The 16,162-nt window shown below is 52.4% G+C and carries 18 protein-coding genes; 10 read left to right on the top strand and 8 right to left on the bottom strand.

The window, feature by feature from the left end; translation table 11 throughout:
* Window positions 1-51 precede the first annotated feature (51 nt).
* Window positions 52-1,818 carry a SulP family inorganic anion transporter gene (locus AC1WNR_RS13115; protein ID WP_481644943.1) on the top strand — a complete coding sequence of 589 codons (1,767 nt, stop codon included), beginning with the start codon at window positions 52-54 and terminating at the stop codon, window positions 1,816-1,818.
* A 79-nt stretch (window positions 1,819-1,897) separates the two neighbouring features.
* On the opposite strand, the gene AC1WNR_RS13110 is transcribed toward AC1WNR_RS13115, so the two are convergent.
* The 4 genes from AC1WNR_RS13110 to AC1WNR_RS13095 form a co-directional block, all read right to left on the bottom strand.
* Complete coding sequence (locus AC1WNR_RS13110) at window positions 1,898-2,386, bottom strand: hypothetical protein (RefSeq protein WP_481644942.1); 489 nt, start codon at window positions 2,384-2,386, stop codon at window positions 1,898-1,900.
* A gap of 342 nt (window positions 2,387-2,728) precedes the next feature.
* A complete protein-coding gene (locus AC1WNR_RS13105; protein ID WP_481644941.1) occupies window positions 2,729-3,823 on the bottom strand; it encodes a tRNA nucleotidyltransferase/poly(A) polymerase-related protein in 1,095 nt (364 codons plus the stop codon).
* A 34-nt stretch (window positions 3,824-3,857) separates the two neighbouring features.
* Window positions 3,858-4,178, bottom strand: a complete 321-nt coding sequence (glpE, locus tag AC1WNR_RS13100; RefSeq protein ID WP_481644940.1) for a thiosulfate sulfurtransferase GlpE — start codon at window positions 4,176-4,178, stop codon at window positions 3,858-3,860.
* A gap of 71 nt (window positions 4,179-4,249) precedes the next feature.
* Entirely contained in the window at window positions 4,250-4,999 is a 750-nt protein-coding gene (locus AC1WNR_RS13095) for a symmetrical bis(5'-nucleosyl)-tetraphosphatase (RefSeq protein ID WP_481644939.1), read from the bottom strand.
* Between the two features lie 67 nt (window positions 5,000-5,066).
* On the opposite strand from AC1WNR_RS13095, the gene AC1WNR_RS13090 reads away from it, so the two are divergent.
* The 5 genes from AC1WNR_RS13090 (at window position 5,067) to AC1WNR_RS13070 (ending at window position 10,107) form a co-directional block, all read left to right on the top strand.
* Window positions 5,067-5,579, top strand: a complete 513-nt coding sequence (locus AC1WNR_RS13090; RefSeq protein ID WP_481644938.1) for a DNA-deoxyinosine glycosylase — start codon at window positions 5,067-5,069, stop codon at window positions 5,577-5,579.
* 70 nt (window positions 5,580-5,649) lie between these two features.
* Window positions 5,650-6,879: a multidrug effflux MFS transporter gene (locus AC1WNR_RS13085; protein ID WP_481644937.1), complete on the top strand. Its 1,230-nt coding sequence runs from the start codon at window positions 5,650-5,652 to the stop codon at window positions 6,877-6,879.
* The gene (locus AC1WNR_RS13080; protein WP_481644936.1) at window positions 6,876-8,231 is read left to right on the top strand and encodes a ribonuclease J; all 1,356 of its coding nucleotides are present in this window, start codon (window positions 6,876-6,878) and stop codon (window positions 8,229-8,231) included. The genes AC1WNR_RS13085 and AC1WNR_RS13080 overlap by 4 nt, the downstream gene beginning before the upstream one ends.
* Before the next feature lie 123 nt (window positions 8,232-8,354).
* On the top strand, window positions 8,355-9,215 hold the full coding sequence (locus AC1WNR_RS13075) for a DUF7281 domain-containing protein (protein WP_481644935.1): 861 nt from the start codon (window positions 8,355-8,357) through the stop codon (window positions 9,213-9,215).
* A 127-nt stretch (window positions 9,216-9,342) separates the two neighbouring features.
* Window positions 9,343-10,107, top strand: a complete 765-nt coding sequence (locus tag AC1WNR_RS13070; protein ID WP_481644934.1) for an NRDE family protein — start codon at window positions 9,343-9,345, stop codon at window positions 10,105-10,107.
* Window positions 10,108-10,114: 7 nt separating this feature from the next.
* Here AC1WNR_RS13070 and AC1WNR_RS13065 read toward each other — a convergent pair whose 3' ends face one another.
* Both AC1WNR_RS13065 and AC1WNR_RS13060 read right to left on the bottom strand, forming a co-directional pair.
* Window positions 10,115-10,438 carry a hypothetical protein gene (locus AC1WNR_RS13065; RefSeq protein ID WP_481644933.1) on the bottom strand — a complete coding sequence of 108 codons (324 nt, stop codon included), beginning with the start codon at window positions 10,436-10,438 and terminating at the stop codon, window positions 10,115-10,117.
* A complete protein-coding gene (locus AC1WNR_RS13060; RefSeq protein ID WP_481644932.1) occupies window positions 10,438-10,812 on the bottom strand; it encodes a PH domain-containing protein in 375 nt (124 codons plus the stop codon). The genes AC1WNR_RS13065 and AC1WNR_RS13060 overlap by 1 nt, the downstream gene beginning before the upstream one ends.
* 185 nt (window positions 10,813-10,997) lie before the next feature.
* On the opposite strand from AC1WNR_RS13060, the gene AC1WNR_RS13055 reads away from it, so the two are divergent.
* The 4 genes from AC1WNR_RS13055 (at window position 10,998) to AC1WNR_RS13040 (ending at window position 14,968) form a co-directional block, all read left to right on the top strand.
* Entirely contained in the window at window positions 10,998-12,209 is a 1,212-nt protein-coding gene (locus AC1WNR_RS13055) for a TsoY family (seleno)protein (RefSeq protein WP_481644931.1), read from the top strand.
* Between the two features lie 58 nt (window positions 12,210-12,267).
* Window positions 12,268-13,431 carry a 3-hydroxyacyl-CoA dehydrogenase NAD-binding domain-containing protein gene (locus tag AC1WNR_RS13050; protein WP_481644930.1) on the top strand — a complete coding sequence of 388 codons (1,164 nt, stop codon included), beginning with the start codon at window positions 12,268-12,270 and terminating at the stop codon, window positions 13,429-13,431.
* A complete protein-coding gene (trmB, locus tag AC1WNR_RS13045; RefSeq protein ID WP_481644929.1) occupies window positions 13,424-14,083 on the top strand; it encodes a tRNA (guanine(46)-N(7))-methyltransferase TrmB in 660 nt (219 codons plus the stop codon). Before AC1WNR_RS13050 ends, trmB begins: the two co-directional genes overlap by 8 nt.
* Before the next feature lie 96 nt (window positions 14,084-14,179).
* A complete protein-coding gene (locus AC1WNR_RS13040; RefSeq protein WP_481644928.1) occupies window positions 14,180-14,968 on the top strand; it encodes a DUF3530 family protein in 789 nt (262 codons plus the stop codon).
* A gap of 320 nt (window positions 14,969-15,288) precedes the next feature.
* Here the strand turns inward: AC1WNR_RS13040 and AC1WNR_RS13035 are convergent, their stop codons facing one another.
* Window positions 15,289-15,723 (bottom strand): response regulator, encoded by a 435-nt coding sequence (locus tag AC1WNR_RS13035; RefSeq protein ID WP_481644927.1) that lies wholly within the window; start codon window positions 15,721-15,723, stop codon window positions 15,289-15,291.
* On the bottom strand, window positions 15,720-16,091 hold the full coding sequence (locus AC1WNR_RS13030; protein WP_481644926.1) for a response regulator: 372 nt from the start codon (window positions 16,089-16,091) through the stop codon (window positions 15,720-15,722). The genes AC1WNR_RS13035 and AC1WNR_RS13030 overlap by 4 nt, the downstream gene beginning before the upstream one ends.
* Window positions 16,092-16,162 lie beyond the last annotated feature (71 nt).

Here is a 16,162-nt window from a genome sequence, read left to right as displayed (position 1 = left end):
TGGCGCCGCGGTATGATGCCAAGATCATAAATTGTTTGGCACTTTTCGCGTATGAACTCCTCTCTGTTGCGTCTGTTTCCGTTTCTGAGTTGGTTGACTCAGATGACCCCGGCGACGCTGCGCGCAGATTTTATGGCGGGTCTAACGGGTGCGATTATCGTTCTACCCCAGGGCGTGGCTTACGCTTTCATTGCTGGCTTGCCCCCTGAATACGGTCTCTATACCGCTATCGTTACGCCGGTTATCGCCGCGCTGTTTGGCTCTTCTCATCATCTGATCTCAGGCCCAACCGCAGCGATCTCTATTGTTGTGATGAGTGTGGTCTCGTCACTCGGAGCCACACCGGGCGAAGCTTTCATTGCAACGACCATGTTGCTGACGCTGTTAGCCGGTCTTATTCAACTCGGTCTGGGTCTGTTACGACTAGGCACGCTGGTAAATTTCATCTCGCATACCGTTGTTATTGGTTTTACGGCGGGCGCTGCGGTGCTGATTGGCACGAGTCAAATCAAACATATCCTCGGCGTGAGTATTCCTTCAGGTCTGCATTTTTATGAGCAGATTGGCGAATTAATCGCCGTTGCTGGCACTACAAATAGATATTCGCTGGCGATCGCGCTAGTCACACTTGGCGCGGCAATTCTGATACGGCGGTTTGTTCCAAAGGCGCCTTATATGTTGTTGGCTATGTTGATTGGTTCGCTGTTTTGCCTTGCGCTGGATGGTGCAGCGAATGGTGTAAAACTGGTCGGGGCACTACCAGGAACTTTGCCACCTTTCGCTCTTCCTGAGATGGATGCTAATAGTGTCAGTCGAATGCTGTCCGGGGCTTTTGCTGTCGCGCTGCTCGGCCTTATTGAGGCGGTCTCTATCGCGCGCTCTATTGCTCTGCGGTCGGGTCAGCGTATCGATGGTAACCAAGAGTTCATCGGCCAAGGACTGTCGAACATTGTTGGCAGTCTCTTCTCCTGTTACGCAGGTTCAGGATCATTTACTCGCTCCGGTGCCAACTATGATGCCGGTGCCGTAACCCCACTTGCGGCCATTATTGCTGCCATCCTGCTCGTCTTTATTTTGCTGTTAATACCGGGGATGACCGCCTACCTACCTATGCCTGCGATGGGTGGCATCGTGTTGTTGATCGCTTGGAATCTAATCGACTTCGAACATCTGCTAGGTCTAGCGAAAGCCCATCGTAATGAGGCGATAACATTGCTGGTGACACTCAGTGCGACGCTCTTAGCTGAGCTTGAGTTCGCTATCTATATCGGTGTTTTTCTGTCACTCGCTTTCTATCTGCGCCGTACCTCACGTCCTAAATTGACCCTCATAGCCCCGCTTGAGCGAGAGAATGGTCGATACCTGCGTAACGTCGGCCGCTACGCGATCGCTCAGTGTCCGCAGGTTCAGATTATTCGCATTGATGGTTCGCTCTTCTTCGGCGCACTCGAACACCTGCAGGATCAGTTGCAGCAAGCACTAGCTCTAGGGCAGGGGAATGTTCTGCTCGTCGCTAAGGGGGTCAATCATATAGATCTTGCCGGCGCGCAGATGCTCGATACAGAAATTCGACGGCTCGAGCGTGATGGACGCCGGGTTTTGATTAGCTCACTCAAAGGCTATGTACGCGACGAACTTCAAAAGATGGGGCAGCTCGAAAAAATCGGCCCGCAGCACTTTATCGAGACCACTGGTGAGGCGTTGGAGTTGATGCTTGGACGAGTTGACCAGACTATCTGCTCTCGCTGCACTAAACGCGTATTCGGCGAGTGTGCAGGTTTCGAAGGCCCAGAAACTGGGCAAAAAAATAGCGCCTAACACCTTTTTTCTCAGTGTTGGCGCCTATAATGCCCCCGTAGGGACATTCGCTGGATTTTGTATTGCAGCAGGTGTCTGCTTAGGCCGCTGTTGAGATCATGCCGCCAATAGCGCCGCCCATAGACATCATACCGCCGGCACCGTAGGTCGCACCCTGAGCGCCGCCGCCAGTGGACTGACCCATCGCCCGAGCCACTGAACCTGGTTGACCGCCAGAGATCACTTCGTTGATCATCTCGGCCTGCTCAGTCGGGCTAAGATGTGTTGCACCCTCGCTGCCGAAGAGGATGTTCTGAAGCAGCATCTGTAGGAACATATTGCTACCTTGCTCGTCCGTACCATCTGCTTCTGCGACCATCTTGTAAATCAGTGCGATCTGCATCATCTTGTCTGAGATTACACCGCTGGTGTCTGATACAACGCTAGTCAATGTGTTGTTGGCTGTCTGAGACGCAGCGTTTACTGCATTGCTCGCTGAAGGTTCGCTGCCCGCTGACGTTGCAGTGCCACTCTGCATACCTGCGTATGGGTTGTATGCTGCTGTCTGTCCCAGTCCTTCAATTGCCATGATTCACCGCCTTGGTTCTTCTTTGGTTAGCCACTCTGTGTGACTTGAGCAACACATTTTAACTTCGTGTAAGTAAGCTAATGTATCCAATTGGTGACAAATATAATAATAAGTGACATTTAGGTCAAGAATTAACCAGTAAAAAATGACAGTTGTGGCTTTCACTAAGAATTTTTCCTAGTTCTGGTCGGTTTTGGACTTGGTCGCGAACCTGCCTTCGGCAGATCGCTCCGACAGAGTGGAATCGGAGCTCAGGTGTAGGAGGGATGTGCGCCACCGGCGCATCTTCCCGACTTAAGCGTTCTACATCGAGGGGGCTAACGTGCTTTTGGCAGATCGTTTCTACAGAGCAGAATCTAGGGCGTGAATCTGACGACGGCGCAGCTCTTCACCTAGCGCAGGTCCGGAGAACCCCTCAGCGAGAAGGATTTTGGGTGAGATGTTGGTAACAGCGGCGATCGCTTGGGTAATCGCAGGCCGGTCGACGTGTGTGTTATGGATCAGTTCGGCAGGTGCCTGAAGGGGTGCTAGACGTTGCTCTGAGCGCTGCAGCTTGAGTCCTTCAATTAACTGTAGCTTGGCTTGGGGTTTAAGCTTGGCAAAGCGCACCAGCTGCTCGCCCCATTGGTGCAGGTCTCTGGCAACTTCGGTGTAGCGCTTTGGTATGCGCAGGCGTTGCGCCATCGCTTCAACTGCCGCTTCGGACTTTTGCTCAGTGATCTGATGTGCCAAAACAGCAAAACGCTCAGTGCTCAGATTCAGGGTCTCTGCATTGAGTTGCTGCCAACTCTCAGCTTCGTTCTCTGCCAGTTCAGGCATCAACTTGGTGAGCGCACCACAAGCGTGCAGTACTTCCAGAAATGTTGCTGGCGTTGCGGTGTTAAGTGCGCGTTCAAACTCTTGCCAGACCCGCTCGGCACTAAGGTGTTGCAGCTCATCATCGCTGCTCAGTTGCTGCATCAGCTCCAATGTTTCGGATGCCACGGAGAATCCAAGAGGAGCAAAACGCGCCGCGAAGCGGGCGACGCGGAGCACACGTAGGGGATCTTCGCTAAATGCGTCAGAAACATGGCTAAGTTTGCGTGCTTCGAGATCGGCTTGGCCACCATAGGGGTCTATGATCTCTCCCGCCTCACTCATCGCCATTGCGTTGATGCGCAGATCGCGACGGATCAGGTCCTGTTCTAGGGTGACGTCCGGCGAGGTGTGGAAAGTAAAACCCTTATACCCTTTACCTGATTTCCGCTCGGTACGGGCGAGGGCGTACTCCTCATGTGTTTCTGGATGTAAGAATACCGGGAAGTCCTTGCCGACCGGGCGATAGCCAGCCTCAGCCATCGCCTCTGGAGTGGCACCGACCACAACCCAGTCACGATCTTTGACTTCAAGCCCCAGTAGTTGGTCACGCACGGCGCCACCAACGAGATAGATCTGCATTCTTGGCTCTTTCTATCGCTTCTTGCTTTCGGTTTTAGCCATGCTCGACGTGGTCGGGCATACCGAGAACCCAGCCTTCAAAACCGCCATTGAGGCTGTAGACCTTTTCGTAGCCGCGTTCACACAGAAATGCTGCAGCTGACTGGCTGCTGACACCGTGGTAGCAGCAGACGATGATCGGCTGATCGAACTCAGTGTCATCGATAAACTGCTGTAGATTCTCGTTGCTCAGGGGGACGGCACCTTTAATGTGTCCGTTGCCGAAACTGCCAGCGTCGCGAATGTCAGCGACGATCGCGCCAGCATCGATAAGTTCCAGCGCCTCTTGGCTGCTAACAGCGGTAAAGTTGCTCATTTGTACTCCTAGTTTGTCTCTTGGCTCGCAACACTAAAAATAGTTCCATCTTCGAGTCGCCGAGCAGTTAATTAGTTACCCCAGACACAGCCCGTGTCTAGCGCAGATACCAGTTCGTCTTGGTACAGACCCAGTGCAGCCCAGTGTCCGGTGATTATACGCCTTGATAGGGGTTCGGTTCGCTGTTGCTGATACCAAGGGCGGTATCCTTTTGGTGCAGACTCCGGTCCCCCGTTGGCGTCGAAGTCCAAACTGCCGTCTGCCGCTACAAAACGCATACGCGTGAAGTAGTTAGTGATCGTGCGCAGTCTATCTGTGCCTTCCAACCCCTCGTTCCAGTTAGGCGGTTCATTGCCGTACATTGCAGCGAAGTATTGATAGGCGTTGCGGCCTTGCAGTGCAGTTTCGACCTCACGGGCGTAGGTCTTGGCCTGCTCAAGTGACCAGATGTGGGGTATTCCCGCATGGGTCATAACTGCGTCAAGCTCTTTACTATCGATAAGCAGTGGCTGCTGCTGTAACCAGTGCATCAACTCATGACGATCCGGTGCATCCAAAAGATGCTTTAGCGTTTTACCGGGTTTACGTTGGGTTGCACCCTGATAGATGGCGAGCAAGTGGAGATCGTGGTTGCCGAGTACTGTGTGCACCTGTGGGCCAAGATCAATCAGGAAGCGCAAAACGTCAGCCGACTGTGGTCCGCGATTGACCAGGTCGCCACAGAGCCAGAGTTGATCGTCTGCATTGAAGTCGACTGACTTCAGTAGCGCCCGCAGAGAGCGGTAGCAGCCTTGAATATCGCCGATTGCATAGGTTGGCATTGCGGGATTAGGGTCACTTTTGTAGGCTCGAAAATCGAAGCATAACGGAAATTGAGGCCCGACCCAATTGTCTACCGATCAAAGTTTTGCCCCTGCATATGACCCCGGCGCCCGAATTCTGATACTTGGCTCACTGCCGGGAAAACGCTCGATCGCCGAGCAAGGCTACTACGCGCACCCACGTAACGCCTTCTGGCCGATCATGGGGCGGCTTTTGGGTATCGATTATCAACAGCCATACGAAGCCCGCCTCTTTGCTTTGAAGGAGTACGGCGTTGCACTTTGGGATGTGGTGGGTGAAGCCGAGCGGCCCGGCTCGCTTGATAGTGCGATTGTGAGGCAGAGTGTGCGCTACAACCCAATCCCGCAACTCGTCGCTGAGTGTCCGCAGCTCAAATTGATCGTATTCAATGGCGGTGCGGCCGAGGAACTCTTTCGCAAAGCCGAGAAACACTGGGCCGAGTCACTGAGTGCTGTAGATAAAATAAGGCTGCCATCTACCAGTCCAGCCAATGCTGCACTCAGCTTTGATGACAAGTATCGCCACTGGTCCAAAGTACTAAACTCTGTGCTCCGATAGAGCGCTTCAGTGCGTTTGTGATTCTGGGTTTGCTATACTCAGCGCCCGCTAACCTTGAATTGAGTAGTTCATGACAAAATCCCCTGTGCGCCTCGAGTTTCTGCTCTTGATGGCAGCCATGATGTGCCTGATGGCGCTATTTATCGATGCGATGTTGCCGGCCCTGCGCCAGATCGGTGAAGAGTTTGATGCGATAGAGGGGAACTGTTATCAGTGGGTTATTACCAGCCTGATGGTAGGCATGGGCGTCGGACAGCTCTTTTACGGTCCCTTTTCGGATGCCTTTGGGCGTAAGCCCGCAGTCTATCTTGGGTTTGTGCTTATTCTTATCGGTACTCTGATCAGTATTTTTGCACCGACCTTCGAGTGGATGCTAGCCGGGCGAGTGCTGCAGGGGTTAGGCGCTGCCGGTCCGCGTGTGATGATGGTGGCGATTATCCGCGACCGCTACGCCGGACCTGAGATGGCCCGCATTATGTCTCTGGTGATGACGATCTTTATTTTCAGTCCTGTTGTTGCGCCGCTCTTGGGTCAATTGGTGTTGCTATTTGCAGGTTGGAAGGCGATTTTCATGATGTTGCTGCTGATCTCACTTGCCACCGCTCTCTGGTTTGCGTTGCGCCAAGAGGAGACACTGGCACCCGAAAACGTACGTGAGTTCTCACTGCGGCCAATTCTGCGCGGCACGCGTGAAGTTTTGGCGCACCCTGAGGCGTTGGTTTACACACTGGCTGGCGGCCTTATTCACGGCGCGTTGATCGGATTTCTAACATCGATTCAGGCAATACTGCAGGGTATCTACGATACGGGCGCGATGATGCCGGTCTACTTCGGCATGATGGCGATCGGTGTGGCGGTCTCCTCCTTTATCAACTCAAAGCTCGTCTACCGCTACTCACTGCGCACGCTGGTGATGGCTGTGTTTGTCTTTCTCAGTGTCGTGACTTCATCTGAAGCGGCGCTGTTTGCCCTCTTTGATCTACATCCACCGCTTTGGGTGTTTATTGTGATGATGTCGATCACTACTTTCTGCTTTGGCCTGCTGTTTGGCAATCTTAACTCGCTGGCAATGGAGCCTTTTGGTCGGTTGGCCGGGCTGGCATCGGGCACCATTGGCGCGTTAAACATGATCATCGGTGTATTGGCTGGCAGCGTAATCGGCATGAGCTTTAACGGTACTCTGATACCGATGCTAGCGGGCTTCGCAGTCTGCTCCTTTGTATCATTGCTGCTGATCCGATTTGCCACGGCACACCCTATCACTGAGGACGTTCAGTCTGAAGTAAGCGCAGCAAATTGAATAAGTTAGTTCCCGGCTCCTCTGATCTTTGGTTCCTGCCCTTGGGTGGAACGGGTGAGATCGGTATGAATATGAATCTTTTCGGCCATGATGGTGAGTGGTTGATGGTGGACTGTGGGGTGACATTCGATGAACCGCTGACTCCAGATTCGCATCGAACCCATCCGGTGGTTGGTGCTGATCCTAAGTTTATTGTTGACCAGCGTGAGCGTCTCAAAGGAATTATAGTGACGCACGCGCATGAGGATCATCTCGGTGCACTGCCTTATCTCTGGCCTCGCCTGAAAGCACCAGTCTACGCCACCCCTTTTGCAGCGGAAGTGCTGAGGCGAAAACTGCGTCAGCATGGATTGGCGACGCGTGTCCCCATTCACGAAATTCCATCCGGTGGACGCTTTGAGGTTGGGAATTTCTCGCTCGAGTTTTTGCCGATTACGCACTCTATTCCCGAGCCCCAAGCGCTATTAATCTCAACGCCTGCCGGCAACCTGTTCCACACCGCCGATTGGAAGATTGATCACAACCCCGTGATTGGGGAGCCGTTTGATCGTGGACAGTTTGAGGCACTGGCAGAGCGAAACGTACGGGCGATGCTGTGTGATTCAACTAATGCCCTAAAAAGCGGCGCATCTCTGTCCGAGTCGATCTGCCACAACGGTTTGGTGCGCCAAATTGAGAACCACCCAGGGCGTATAGTCGTCAGTTGTTTCAGCTCTAACCTCGCACGTCTAGTCACTGTGGCTCGAGTCGCGCAGCAGACAGGACGCTACTTTGCGCTGCTGGGGCGGTCGCTGCAGAACATGTACAGCATTGCACGCATGACGGGTTATTGGCCGGCTGATCTAGAGGCAATTGACCCTGCTCATCTGGGATTTTTACCGCGCAACGAGGTGTTGGCGGTGGCAACTGGCAGTCAGGGTGAGCCGCGAGCGGTGTTAAACCGACTGGCGCAGGATCAGTTTGACCCGTTACAACTTGAAGCAGGCGATCGTGTTGTCATGAGCTCCTTCCTGATTCCAGGCAATGAACGTTTAGTAGAGCGGATGGTGGATGCGTTACGTGCGCGAAATATTGAAGTCATAGAATCAGCCCAGAGCAGCACTCCAATCCACGCCTCGGGTCACCCGTGTCAGGCTGAGTTGGCGGATATGTACGCCATGGTGCAGCCGGATATTGCCGTGCCTCTACATGGCGAACCTGAGCACATGCATGCCAATGCGCAGATTGCTAAACGCTACTCTGTGCCGATCCAGTTAACCGGACTTAATGGTGACCTATACGAGCTAGCACCGCGCGCGAGAGTTCATTTTGGCGCCGTGAAAGCCGGTCGTATCCCCCTCGCAGAGCGCTAGATATCAGCATTTGTGACATCTGTGTACTGATCTCAACTTTTCTGCAGATAGCTTTACCTTTTCAGTATTCAATCAGTTTTGTTGGACTAGACTCAAAGAACTCGATGAAGTTTGGAGAGTCCAGTGCGTAAAGAGTTTGAGGCTGTTCGCGAGTTGCTGATGCGTGGTACTCGGCAGGTAAAGCTGACTGATGTGTGGTACGACATTCACCGTCGTCTGAAAGTGGGCGAAGTGACCAACCGTGGCACTCTGGCACTTAATGAGGATGAGAAGGGACAGTTGCGCTTTTGGGTCAAAGACGAGACTGGCATAGATCCCTTGCAGCGAGAGCACCTTCCAGGCGCGTCGAAAAACGGCACAGCACAACCACAATTTCAAAAGCCTAGCCCACGAGCCGTATTTGGACGTATGTTGCGTCTTGCACGTGCTGGTGGGGGTGAAATTCCAATGAAAACCGGTGCCGCTAGGGTTCCTTCCGGCGCAATGCTAAGTGTTGAACCCGAGTATATTGATCTATCCTCAGAGGTGGTTCTGGTAGTCGATAATGGCTCGCTGGTTCGGGATTGGAGCAATCTACACCTGCCAAAAGAGCTCGGTTCGGCAGTGATTATATTTCGTGGTCAGGAGCGTGATGCGGTCACACTAATGAGCGTGATTGATGAGCAGCGTCCCAAACTCAATGTTGGTTTCTATGACTTTACCCCCGAAGGGATGAAGATGGGTCTGCTGGCTGAGCACGATGCACTACTTATCCCGGCGCGTTGGGTAGAGATGGGGCCGCAGGATGGATTCTTCCGAGCCAATAACCACGCTGAGCTGTTTACTTCCCAAGTTGAAGCGCTGGTCTATCTGCAGGAGTTTGCGCCTAAAGCGCTCCACCCACTGTTAGCCCATATGAAGAGTCACAAGATGGCGCTGGCACAGGAGGATCTGGTTAAGCAGGAAGAGCGCCTGCTACTGATGCCGCTCAAAACAGTGATGTAGTGGCCTTTACACACTCCAATCAGCCTTTCTAGAATGCGGTCATGACAGACCGCATTGTTATTAGTCGATTACTCAGTCAATCCTTTAAAAGTCAGCTCGAGGCGTTGAGCTCGTGGAGACACCTTAGATGTGTTTGGTTGTTCTGAACTGGGAGCCCGGTGCTGATGTGCCGTTGGTCCTTGTGGCAAACCGCGATGAGTTTAGGGCGCGTCCGACCGAAATTATGCACTGGTGGAGCGATCAACCCACGCCGATGCTAGCTGGGCGCGACCTACAAGCGGGTGGTACCTGGTTTGCAGTTGATCGTGCGTCGAACTTCGCGCTGATTACCAACATTCGTCCCGGTTATGTTGGCAAGGCCGCCGGGCTCAGTCGCGGCGCGCTGCCAACGCGGTTTATCCAGACAGGGGCCGACATAAGAGCGTTCCATCGAGCTTTATTGCCCGATATAGGCCTATATGGTGGGTTTAACCTGTTGCTCGGTAATCGCGAGCAACTATTCTGGTTCAGTAGCGATCACCCCGAGGGGCGTTGGCTCGAAGCGGGCGTTCATGCTTTGAGTAATGACGCCTTGGATACGCCTTGGCCTAAGGTGCAGTTAGCACGCCAGCAGATGTACGACTCTGTTCGGTTGCTGAAAGCAGGGAATATAAATACCGACGTTTTGAGCTCCACTGCGCGTTACCCCGAATCGGAGCTTCCTAGCACGGGTGTTCCAGTCGAGTGGGAATCCTTGTTGTCGGCTCAGACGATTGTTGGTGCGGAGTACGGAACCCGAGCGCGTACCTGGCTGCGGTTGTATCAAAACAACCGTATTAGTGTCACGGAAGCGCAGTACTCGCCTGAGGGTGAGCGCAATTCCGTACAGCAGTTTAACTGGGACGAGTCCTAAGCTGCGGCTAGAAAAGCCAAGCAATTCCGAGCCAGAAAAACATAAAGAAGACGAAGAAGGCGGGCAGTACAAACTGTAACTCGCCGATTAATCCGTCACCGGCTGCCAGGGTGAACAGCAGCATGACGACCAGTGTAACAAAGAAGCTGATAATCGCCGATGTGCGCAGACCGACTCCGTCACTAAACGCGGGTTCGATCGCCGCGAAGAGTTCTGGTGCCAGCAAAACAATGCCAGCAACCAGCGCTAGGATAATCATCACCAGAAGCACTGCAGTTGTGCGGGCGCTACGTTTATCTGCTGAGTCACTCGTGTTGATATTGAGTTTCATTACAGACCGTCCTTGTTCCTTTTAATCACATCGCGAATTTCATTCGGGTCAGGTAGGCCTTTTACCAGCATCTCGGGCTGATCGCCCGCAGTGTAGATCTCGATACTGCCGACACCGAAAATTCGGTTCATAAAGGATTGATACACTTTAACTGTGCGAACTGAGTCACAGTCGATCTCAGAGCGCGACTTCGATAGTAGCCCCTCTTCGAGATAGATCTGGCCGTCCGCAACCGTTAGAGATGTCGCCTTACACATCAGGTACCAGTAGAGCAAAATCAGGATGCCGATCCCTGCCGGTATCAATAGCACAGAGATAATAAAACTGAATGGGCGATTGCGGAACATAACGGGATGCGCAGTGTAAGAGGGCATAGGGATGATCTGTCTCCGTAGTAATAACTGTCCTAGATGTAGTGTAGACGCTAAATCGTTAAAAACCTCGCGCAGTATTTAAATTAGTAATTGCTAAATTAGTATTTACTTTAATATAAGTTTAGTCTAAATTAGATATACCTAATATAAAGCTCAGATGAGCCAACCAAATTTTGAGGTGAAACATGTTTAGACGTGACGCTAGCCAGGCTTGGCATCCAAGCTACTTTCTCGCCGCACTCGGTGCCGGCGGTCTGTCGATCTCATTTTTTATGTATCTAATGTGGCTTGTGCCGCATAAAGGCTTTCCTATGCCAACTTTTGATCATTGGCAGGCTGCATTGAGTTCTGATATCGCGTCGGGTGTGCCTATGAGTCTGATTGTTGGCTTGGCCATTGCGGGTGTGCTCATCTTCGGATTACTGCACATCGCACTATTAATCTGGAACATTCGTGAATACCGCGAAACAAAGAGCACTGCTGCATTTGACGCGTTGATGAACTCTCCGGCTGAGGTTCAGATGATGGCACTGCCTCTGACCTTCTCAATGACGGTAAATGTAGGTTTTGTCTTTGGTGCGCTATTTGTGCCCGGCCTCTGGGACTTCGTTGAGTATCTCTTCCCCGGTGCCATTGCAGCCTTTGCCTATATTGCTTACGCCGCTATTAAAATCTATGGACGCTACCTCGGCCGCATGCTGACCCAAGGCGGATACCGCTCAGAGGAGCATAATCACCTCTCACCTTTGATGGCAGCTTTCACCTTCTCAATGCTCTCTGTTGGTTTCGCAGCACCGGCTGCGATGGCGCACACCACTTCAGTTGCAGCTGTCGCTAGCGTGCTCTCGTATGTTTTCTTGGTCGCGGCTGTACTGGTGATAATGGTAGTGCTGGTCTCGGGTTTGACGGCGATGATGCAACACGGTCTGCAAGAGCAGGCGACACCGAGTATCTGGATGCTGATCCCAATCATCACCCTGCTGGGTATCGAGTGGATCCGCATGGAGCATGGCCTGGCGCATCTGTTTGGTTCTGAAGCTAACGCGGCTTCAAGCTTTCAGATGCTAACGCTGCTCTTCAGCCTGCAAGCTATCATGCTGCTGCTTGGTTACCGGGTGATGAAGCTCAATGGCTACCTGGCCAACTACCTGCACGGTGATAGCCGCAGCCCTGTGAGCTTTGGCCTTGTGTGTCCGGGTGTTGCCTTCTTCGTTATGGGTGTTTTCTGGTGGCATGTCGGTTTCGTTAATACCGGACTGGTTGCTAAATTTGGTCTGGTCTACTGGATGGGAATGGCCACAATGGTTGCCGTGCAGATGCTGACTATCTACGCTTTTGTTCGCCTGACTCGCAACCTGCTGCAACACCGTGAACTGGTACTAGCACCGGCAGTATAAAGTCGCTATTTGACGTACAATAACGCCCCTACGTAAGCGAATACCTAGGGGCGTTCTCATGTCTGTAAAGCAGTTTGCCGTTTTAGGTGCCGGAGTGATGGGCTCCGGTATCGCCTATCAAGCATCGCTTTGTGGTATCCCAACCCGCCTTGTTGATCTCTCCGACGAGGCCCTCAAGCGCGCTGAGCGGCAAATAACCAACCTTCTGCAACGCCAACTGGAGCGCCAACGCATCGATCAAGTGACTTTGGCTAGGGCGCAATCCTGTCTGGTGACTCAGAATGATCAGGCTGGTTTTGGGCAGCTCGATCTACTCGTTGAGGCTGTTGTTGAGAGTGAACAGATAAAGCTTGCAGTTTTGCAGCAAACAGAACGAACGCTCGCGACGGATGCGGTTCTGACCACCAATACCTCGACAATTTCAATTGATCGTCTTGCAGGAGAACTAGAGCGTCCGGAGCGTTTCTGTGGACTTCACTTCTTTAATCCAGTCGCGCAGATGCAACTGGTTGAGGTTATCCAGGGTACAGCGACCAGCGAGCAAACGCTCGAGACCTGTGTCGAATTTGCTCTTAGCTTGGGTAAAAAGCCGGTGGTTGTGAGGGACTGTCCTGGTTTTCTGGTTAACCGTGTTCTCTTTCCCTACTTCCACGGCTTTGATCTGTTGGTCAAAGAGGGGGTCGCTATCGAGCGGATCGACTCTGTGATGGAGACCTTCGGCTGGCCGATGGGCCCAGCTTATTTGGCTGACCTGATCGGCATGGATGTGATGGTGGGGGCCGACCGAGTCCTGCAAGAGGGCTATCCTGAGCGCATGGCGCATAAAGAGCCTTCAGTTTTTGAAAAACTGCTCGAGGTTGGCCAGCTAGGGCAGAAAACCGGATCGGGATTCTACAGCTATTCACAAAACGAGAAGGGAGAGCGCTTGCGCGAGCCTAATGTGGATCTGCTGTCTAATCGGGGTTCAGAGGCAAGCAGTATCAGCGATGAGGATATTTTTTGGCGCATGATGCTGCCGATGCTGACTGAATCTCTGCGTGCTCTTGATGAGTCTGTTATTAAGTGCTCTGACGATCTGCAACTAGCTGCCGCCATAGGGCTTGGCTTTCCGCAGCATCAGGAAGGAGGTTTGTGGGGTTATATTGAGTCGATTGGACGTTTACGACTGCAACAGCTCTTGGCACGTTACTCTGATCTGGGAGGTTTATACCAATATGGCTAACTCTCGTGTCGTGACCTCTAGTCAGACAGGTATACATGAACGTTTAGAGGAGGTCGTTCGGCGCAATTTGGAACACCCCTTCAAAAAACCGATCGCCGAACACACCCAAGCAGCTTTTGATCGGGCGAGTGAGTGGTACCAGGGGCAACAAAAGCCGCTGATTTTTGACTCTTGCTGTGGCGTCGGTGAAAGCTCTCGGGTGATCGCTCAACGCTATCCGAATCATGCGGTCATCGCGTTGGATCGCTCCGAGGCACGGTTGGATAAACATCAGCGCTGTTTTGATGACGCCGTCGATAATTTGCTCTTTGTACGCGCTGATTTGATGGACTTCTGGCGTCTTGCTGAAAAGGCAGGTTGGCGGCTGGATTATCACTTTTTGCTCTACCCAAACCCCTATCCGAAACCAGGTCATCTGCAGCGTCGGTGGCATGCGAGTCCGGTTTTCAGTTCGCTTCTGCAGCTGGGCGGAGAGCTCTGTGTACGCAGTAACTGGAAAACCTATATAGATGAGTTTGCGCTCGCTTTGGGTGTAGCCGGTATCCAAACGGATGTAGAGGAATACAGAGCCGTAGAGCCGATGAGCGCCTTTGAGCGTAAGTACTGGGCGAGTGGGCAACAGAGTTGGCAGTGCCTGGCTCAGTTAAGCTAATACTTGCTCAAAGCTCGGTGTCGATGTAATTCTACGGCAATAACGATACAGACTGAGCTGAAAGCTCGATCGCCGAATGTCTCGGGAGATACTCAAATGAAAAGAACCAAGCTCTCTTTCCTACTACCGGCTAGCGCGCTGTTGATGGCTGTTAGCGTGCAGGCGACCGAACCCGACCTTGCGCGTGAGCAGCGCATGGCTGATGAGATCGTTGATGTGATTTGGGACGGTGAGGCGATTGAACTTGAGGCTGAGGGACACAGCTTCCTAGCCATCTACATGGAGGCGGATGAGGCTCAGGGGACGGTGGTCATTGCGCATGGTCGCGGCTTCCATCCTGATTGGGAGACCGTTGTTAATCCGCTACGTGTGGGCTTGGCCGAAGCTGGGTGGAATACCCTGAGCATACAGTTGCCCGTACTCGAAAAGTCCGCCAAATACTTCGATTACGCTGAGATCTTTGATGCGGCTGGCCCGCGCATTGCTGCAGCTTTAGACTATGCCAAAGAACAAGAGAGCGAGAAGACGATACTACTGGCACACAGCTGTGGTTCGCATATGGCGCAGCGTTGGATTAAGAATGAGTCCGAGGCTGCACTAGCTAAATTTGATGCCTATGTCGGCATTGGTATGGGCGCGACCGACTATAAGCAGCCGATGGTTGAACCCTTCCAGCTCGATAAAATGCCGATGCCGGTGCTCGACCTTTACGGTTTTAACGACTACCCCGCGGTATTGCGTATGGCTCCAGAGCGATTGGAGATGATCGAGAGGGCGGGAAATCCGAAGTCACAGCAGTTAGCTGTACCGGGTGCCGACCATTACTTTAAAGGGCAGAATGAGGCGCTAATCACAGCTATTCAAAGTTGGCTGGATCTCTTGTGAGCAACTAACTTGTCTAACTATCGGCTAGGGAGCAGTGGAGAATAGAGAGTAGCTCTAACGGTAATCCGTTGGTGAGATACCAGAAATCGTTTAAAGAACTCTTTCTCTAATGTGATTGGGCGATTTTTGAGTTGGACGTGCAGTCCGATGAAGTGACCCTGTTAGCCGGGCCCTGCTCAGAGATGCAATCTTGGAAAAAACATCACCACCTCAGACCTCTGCGACACGCTAATGAACATTGAGGTCGCTAGGCCCGCAGCTAAATCGAACAGCGATAAATTTGTTAAGGCGCTGGTTGAAACACTGACAGAAGTGCGCACCTACTTGGGTGGAAACTCGACAACCTTCCAGTAGTGCTCGAGTAGTTTGATTGCGTTGTGGAAGTTATCTCCCGCGTGATCTTTGACAATATATCCGGCGACGTTGTGCTGGTAGGCTTTGAAGCGATCGGCATCATGATTTGATGTCGTTAGCACGAAAACAATTGCGCGCTTATGTTCTTGGTCCTGACGGATCGCTTCTAGAAATTCATGACCATTCATGCGTGGCATATTGATATCGAGCAGAATGAGGTAGGGCGCTCCCAATTTTTGCCGACCATTCTCACCACGCAAGATCTCCAACGCCTCAACGCCATCACGGGCAACATGGACAGGGTTTGCGATGCGGTGGTCGCGCAGTTCCATCTTTACTGTTTCGACATCAATCTCATCATCGTCAACCAGTAGAATGTTTACTAACTGCCCCTGGGTCATATTTGTGCTCCGGTTAACGCGTTAATATTTTCAATCAGCACCGCCTCGTCCAGAGGTTTCTCATAAACAGCATCGGCACCTAGTATGCTCGCCATATCTAGGTACTCTCCAGCGCTCGGCACCCCAGACACCGCTATAACGGGCAGATCACCAACGAGCTTTCTGATCTCGCGGATGGTTTCGATACCCTCTTTGCCTGGCATTATTAGGTCGGTGATCAAAAGGTCTGGTGCACCTTCCTGTCTTACAAGGCGTACCGCCTCTTCACCGTCCGATGCCGAGGTGTAAGAGAAGCCGTGTCGTTGCAGAATATCCGCCAGCACAAGGCGATCCACCTCATCATCATCTATGAAAAGAATATGTGCCAACCGAGCGATCCTTTTTGTGGTTACTTACTTTGGAAAGTGTAGAACATTTTTATTGAGCTGCTTGCGCCAAC

The sequence above is a fragment of the Marinobacterium marisflavi genome (assembly GCF_982447095.1).
The sequence above is the reverse complement of the archived record's forward strand: the minus strand, read 5'-3'. Positions and strand labels throughout refer to the sequence as shown.

What these genes read in the sequence shown, in the direction of transcription:
- AC1WNR_RS13035 (WP_481644927.1), bottom strand. Translation starts at nt 15,723, where the DNA reads ATGACCCAGGGGCAGTTAGTAAACATTCTACTGGTTGACGATGATGAG.
- AC1WNR_RS13055 (WP_481644931.1), top strand. Translation starts at nt 10,998, where the DNA reads ATGTTTAGACGTGACGCTAGCCAGGCTTGGCATCCAAGCTACTTTCTC.
- trmB (WP_481644929.1), top strand. Translation starts at nt 13,424, where the DNA reads ATGGCTAACTCTCGTGTCGTGACCTCTAGTCAGACAGGTATACATGAA.
- AC1WNR_RS13060 (WP_481644932.1), bottom strand. Translation starts at nt 10,812, where the DNA reads ATGCCCTCTTACACTGCGCATCCCGTTATGTTCCGCAATCGCCCATTC.
- AC1WNR_RS13110 (WP_481644942.1), bottom strand. Translation starts at nt 2,386, where the DNA reads ATGGCAATTGAAGGACTGGGACAGACAGCAGCATACAACCCATACGCA.
- AC1WNR_RS13095 (WP_481644939.1), bottom strand. Translation starts at nt 4,999, where the DNA reads ATGCCAACCTATGCAATCGGCGATATTCAAGGCTGCTACCGCTCTCTG.
- AC1WNR_RS13105 (WP_481644941.1), bottom strand. Translation starts at nt 3,823, where the DNA reads ATGCAGATCTATCTCGTTGGTGGCGCCGTGCGTGACCAACTACTGGGG.
- AC1WNR_RS13040 (WP_481644928.1), top strand. Translation starts at nt 14,180, where the DNA reads ATGAAAAGAACCAAGCTCTCTTTCCTACTACCGGCTAGCGCGCTGTTG.
- AC1WNR_RS13065 (WP_481644933.1), bottom strand. Translation starts at nt 10,438, where the DNA reads ATGAAACTCAATATCAACACGAGTGACTCAGCAGATAAACGTAGCGCC.
- glpE (WP_481644940.1), bottom strand. Translation starts at nt 4,178, where the DNA reads ATGAGCAACTTTACCGCTGTTAGCAGCCAAGAGGCGCTGGAACTTATC.
- AC1WNR_RS13070 (WP_481644934.1), top strand. Translation starts at nt 9,343, where the DNA reads ATGTGTTTGGTTGTTCTGAACTGGGAGCCCGGTGCTGATGTGCCGTTG.
- AC1WNR_RS13050 (WP_481644930.1), top strand. Translation starts at nt 12,268, where the DNA reads ATGTCTGTAAAGCAGTTTGCCGTTTTAGGTGCCGGAGTGATGGGCTCC.
- AC1WNR_RS13115 (WP_481644943.1), top strand. Translation starts at nt 52, where the DNA reads ATGAACTCCTCTCTGTTGCGTCTGTTTCCGTTTCTGAGTTGGTTGACT.
- AC1WNR_RS13085 (WP_481644937.1), top strand. Translation starts at nt 5,650, where the DNA reads ATGACAAAATCCCCTGTGCGCCTCGAGTTTCTGCTCTTGATGGCAGCC.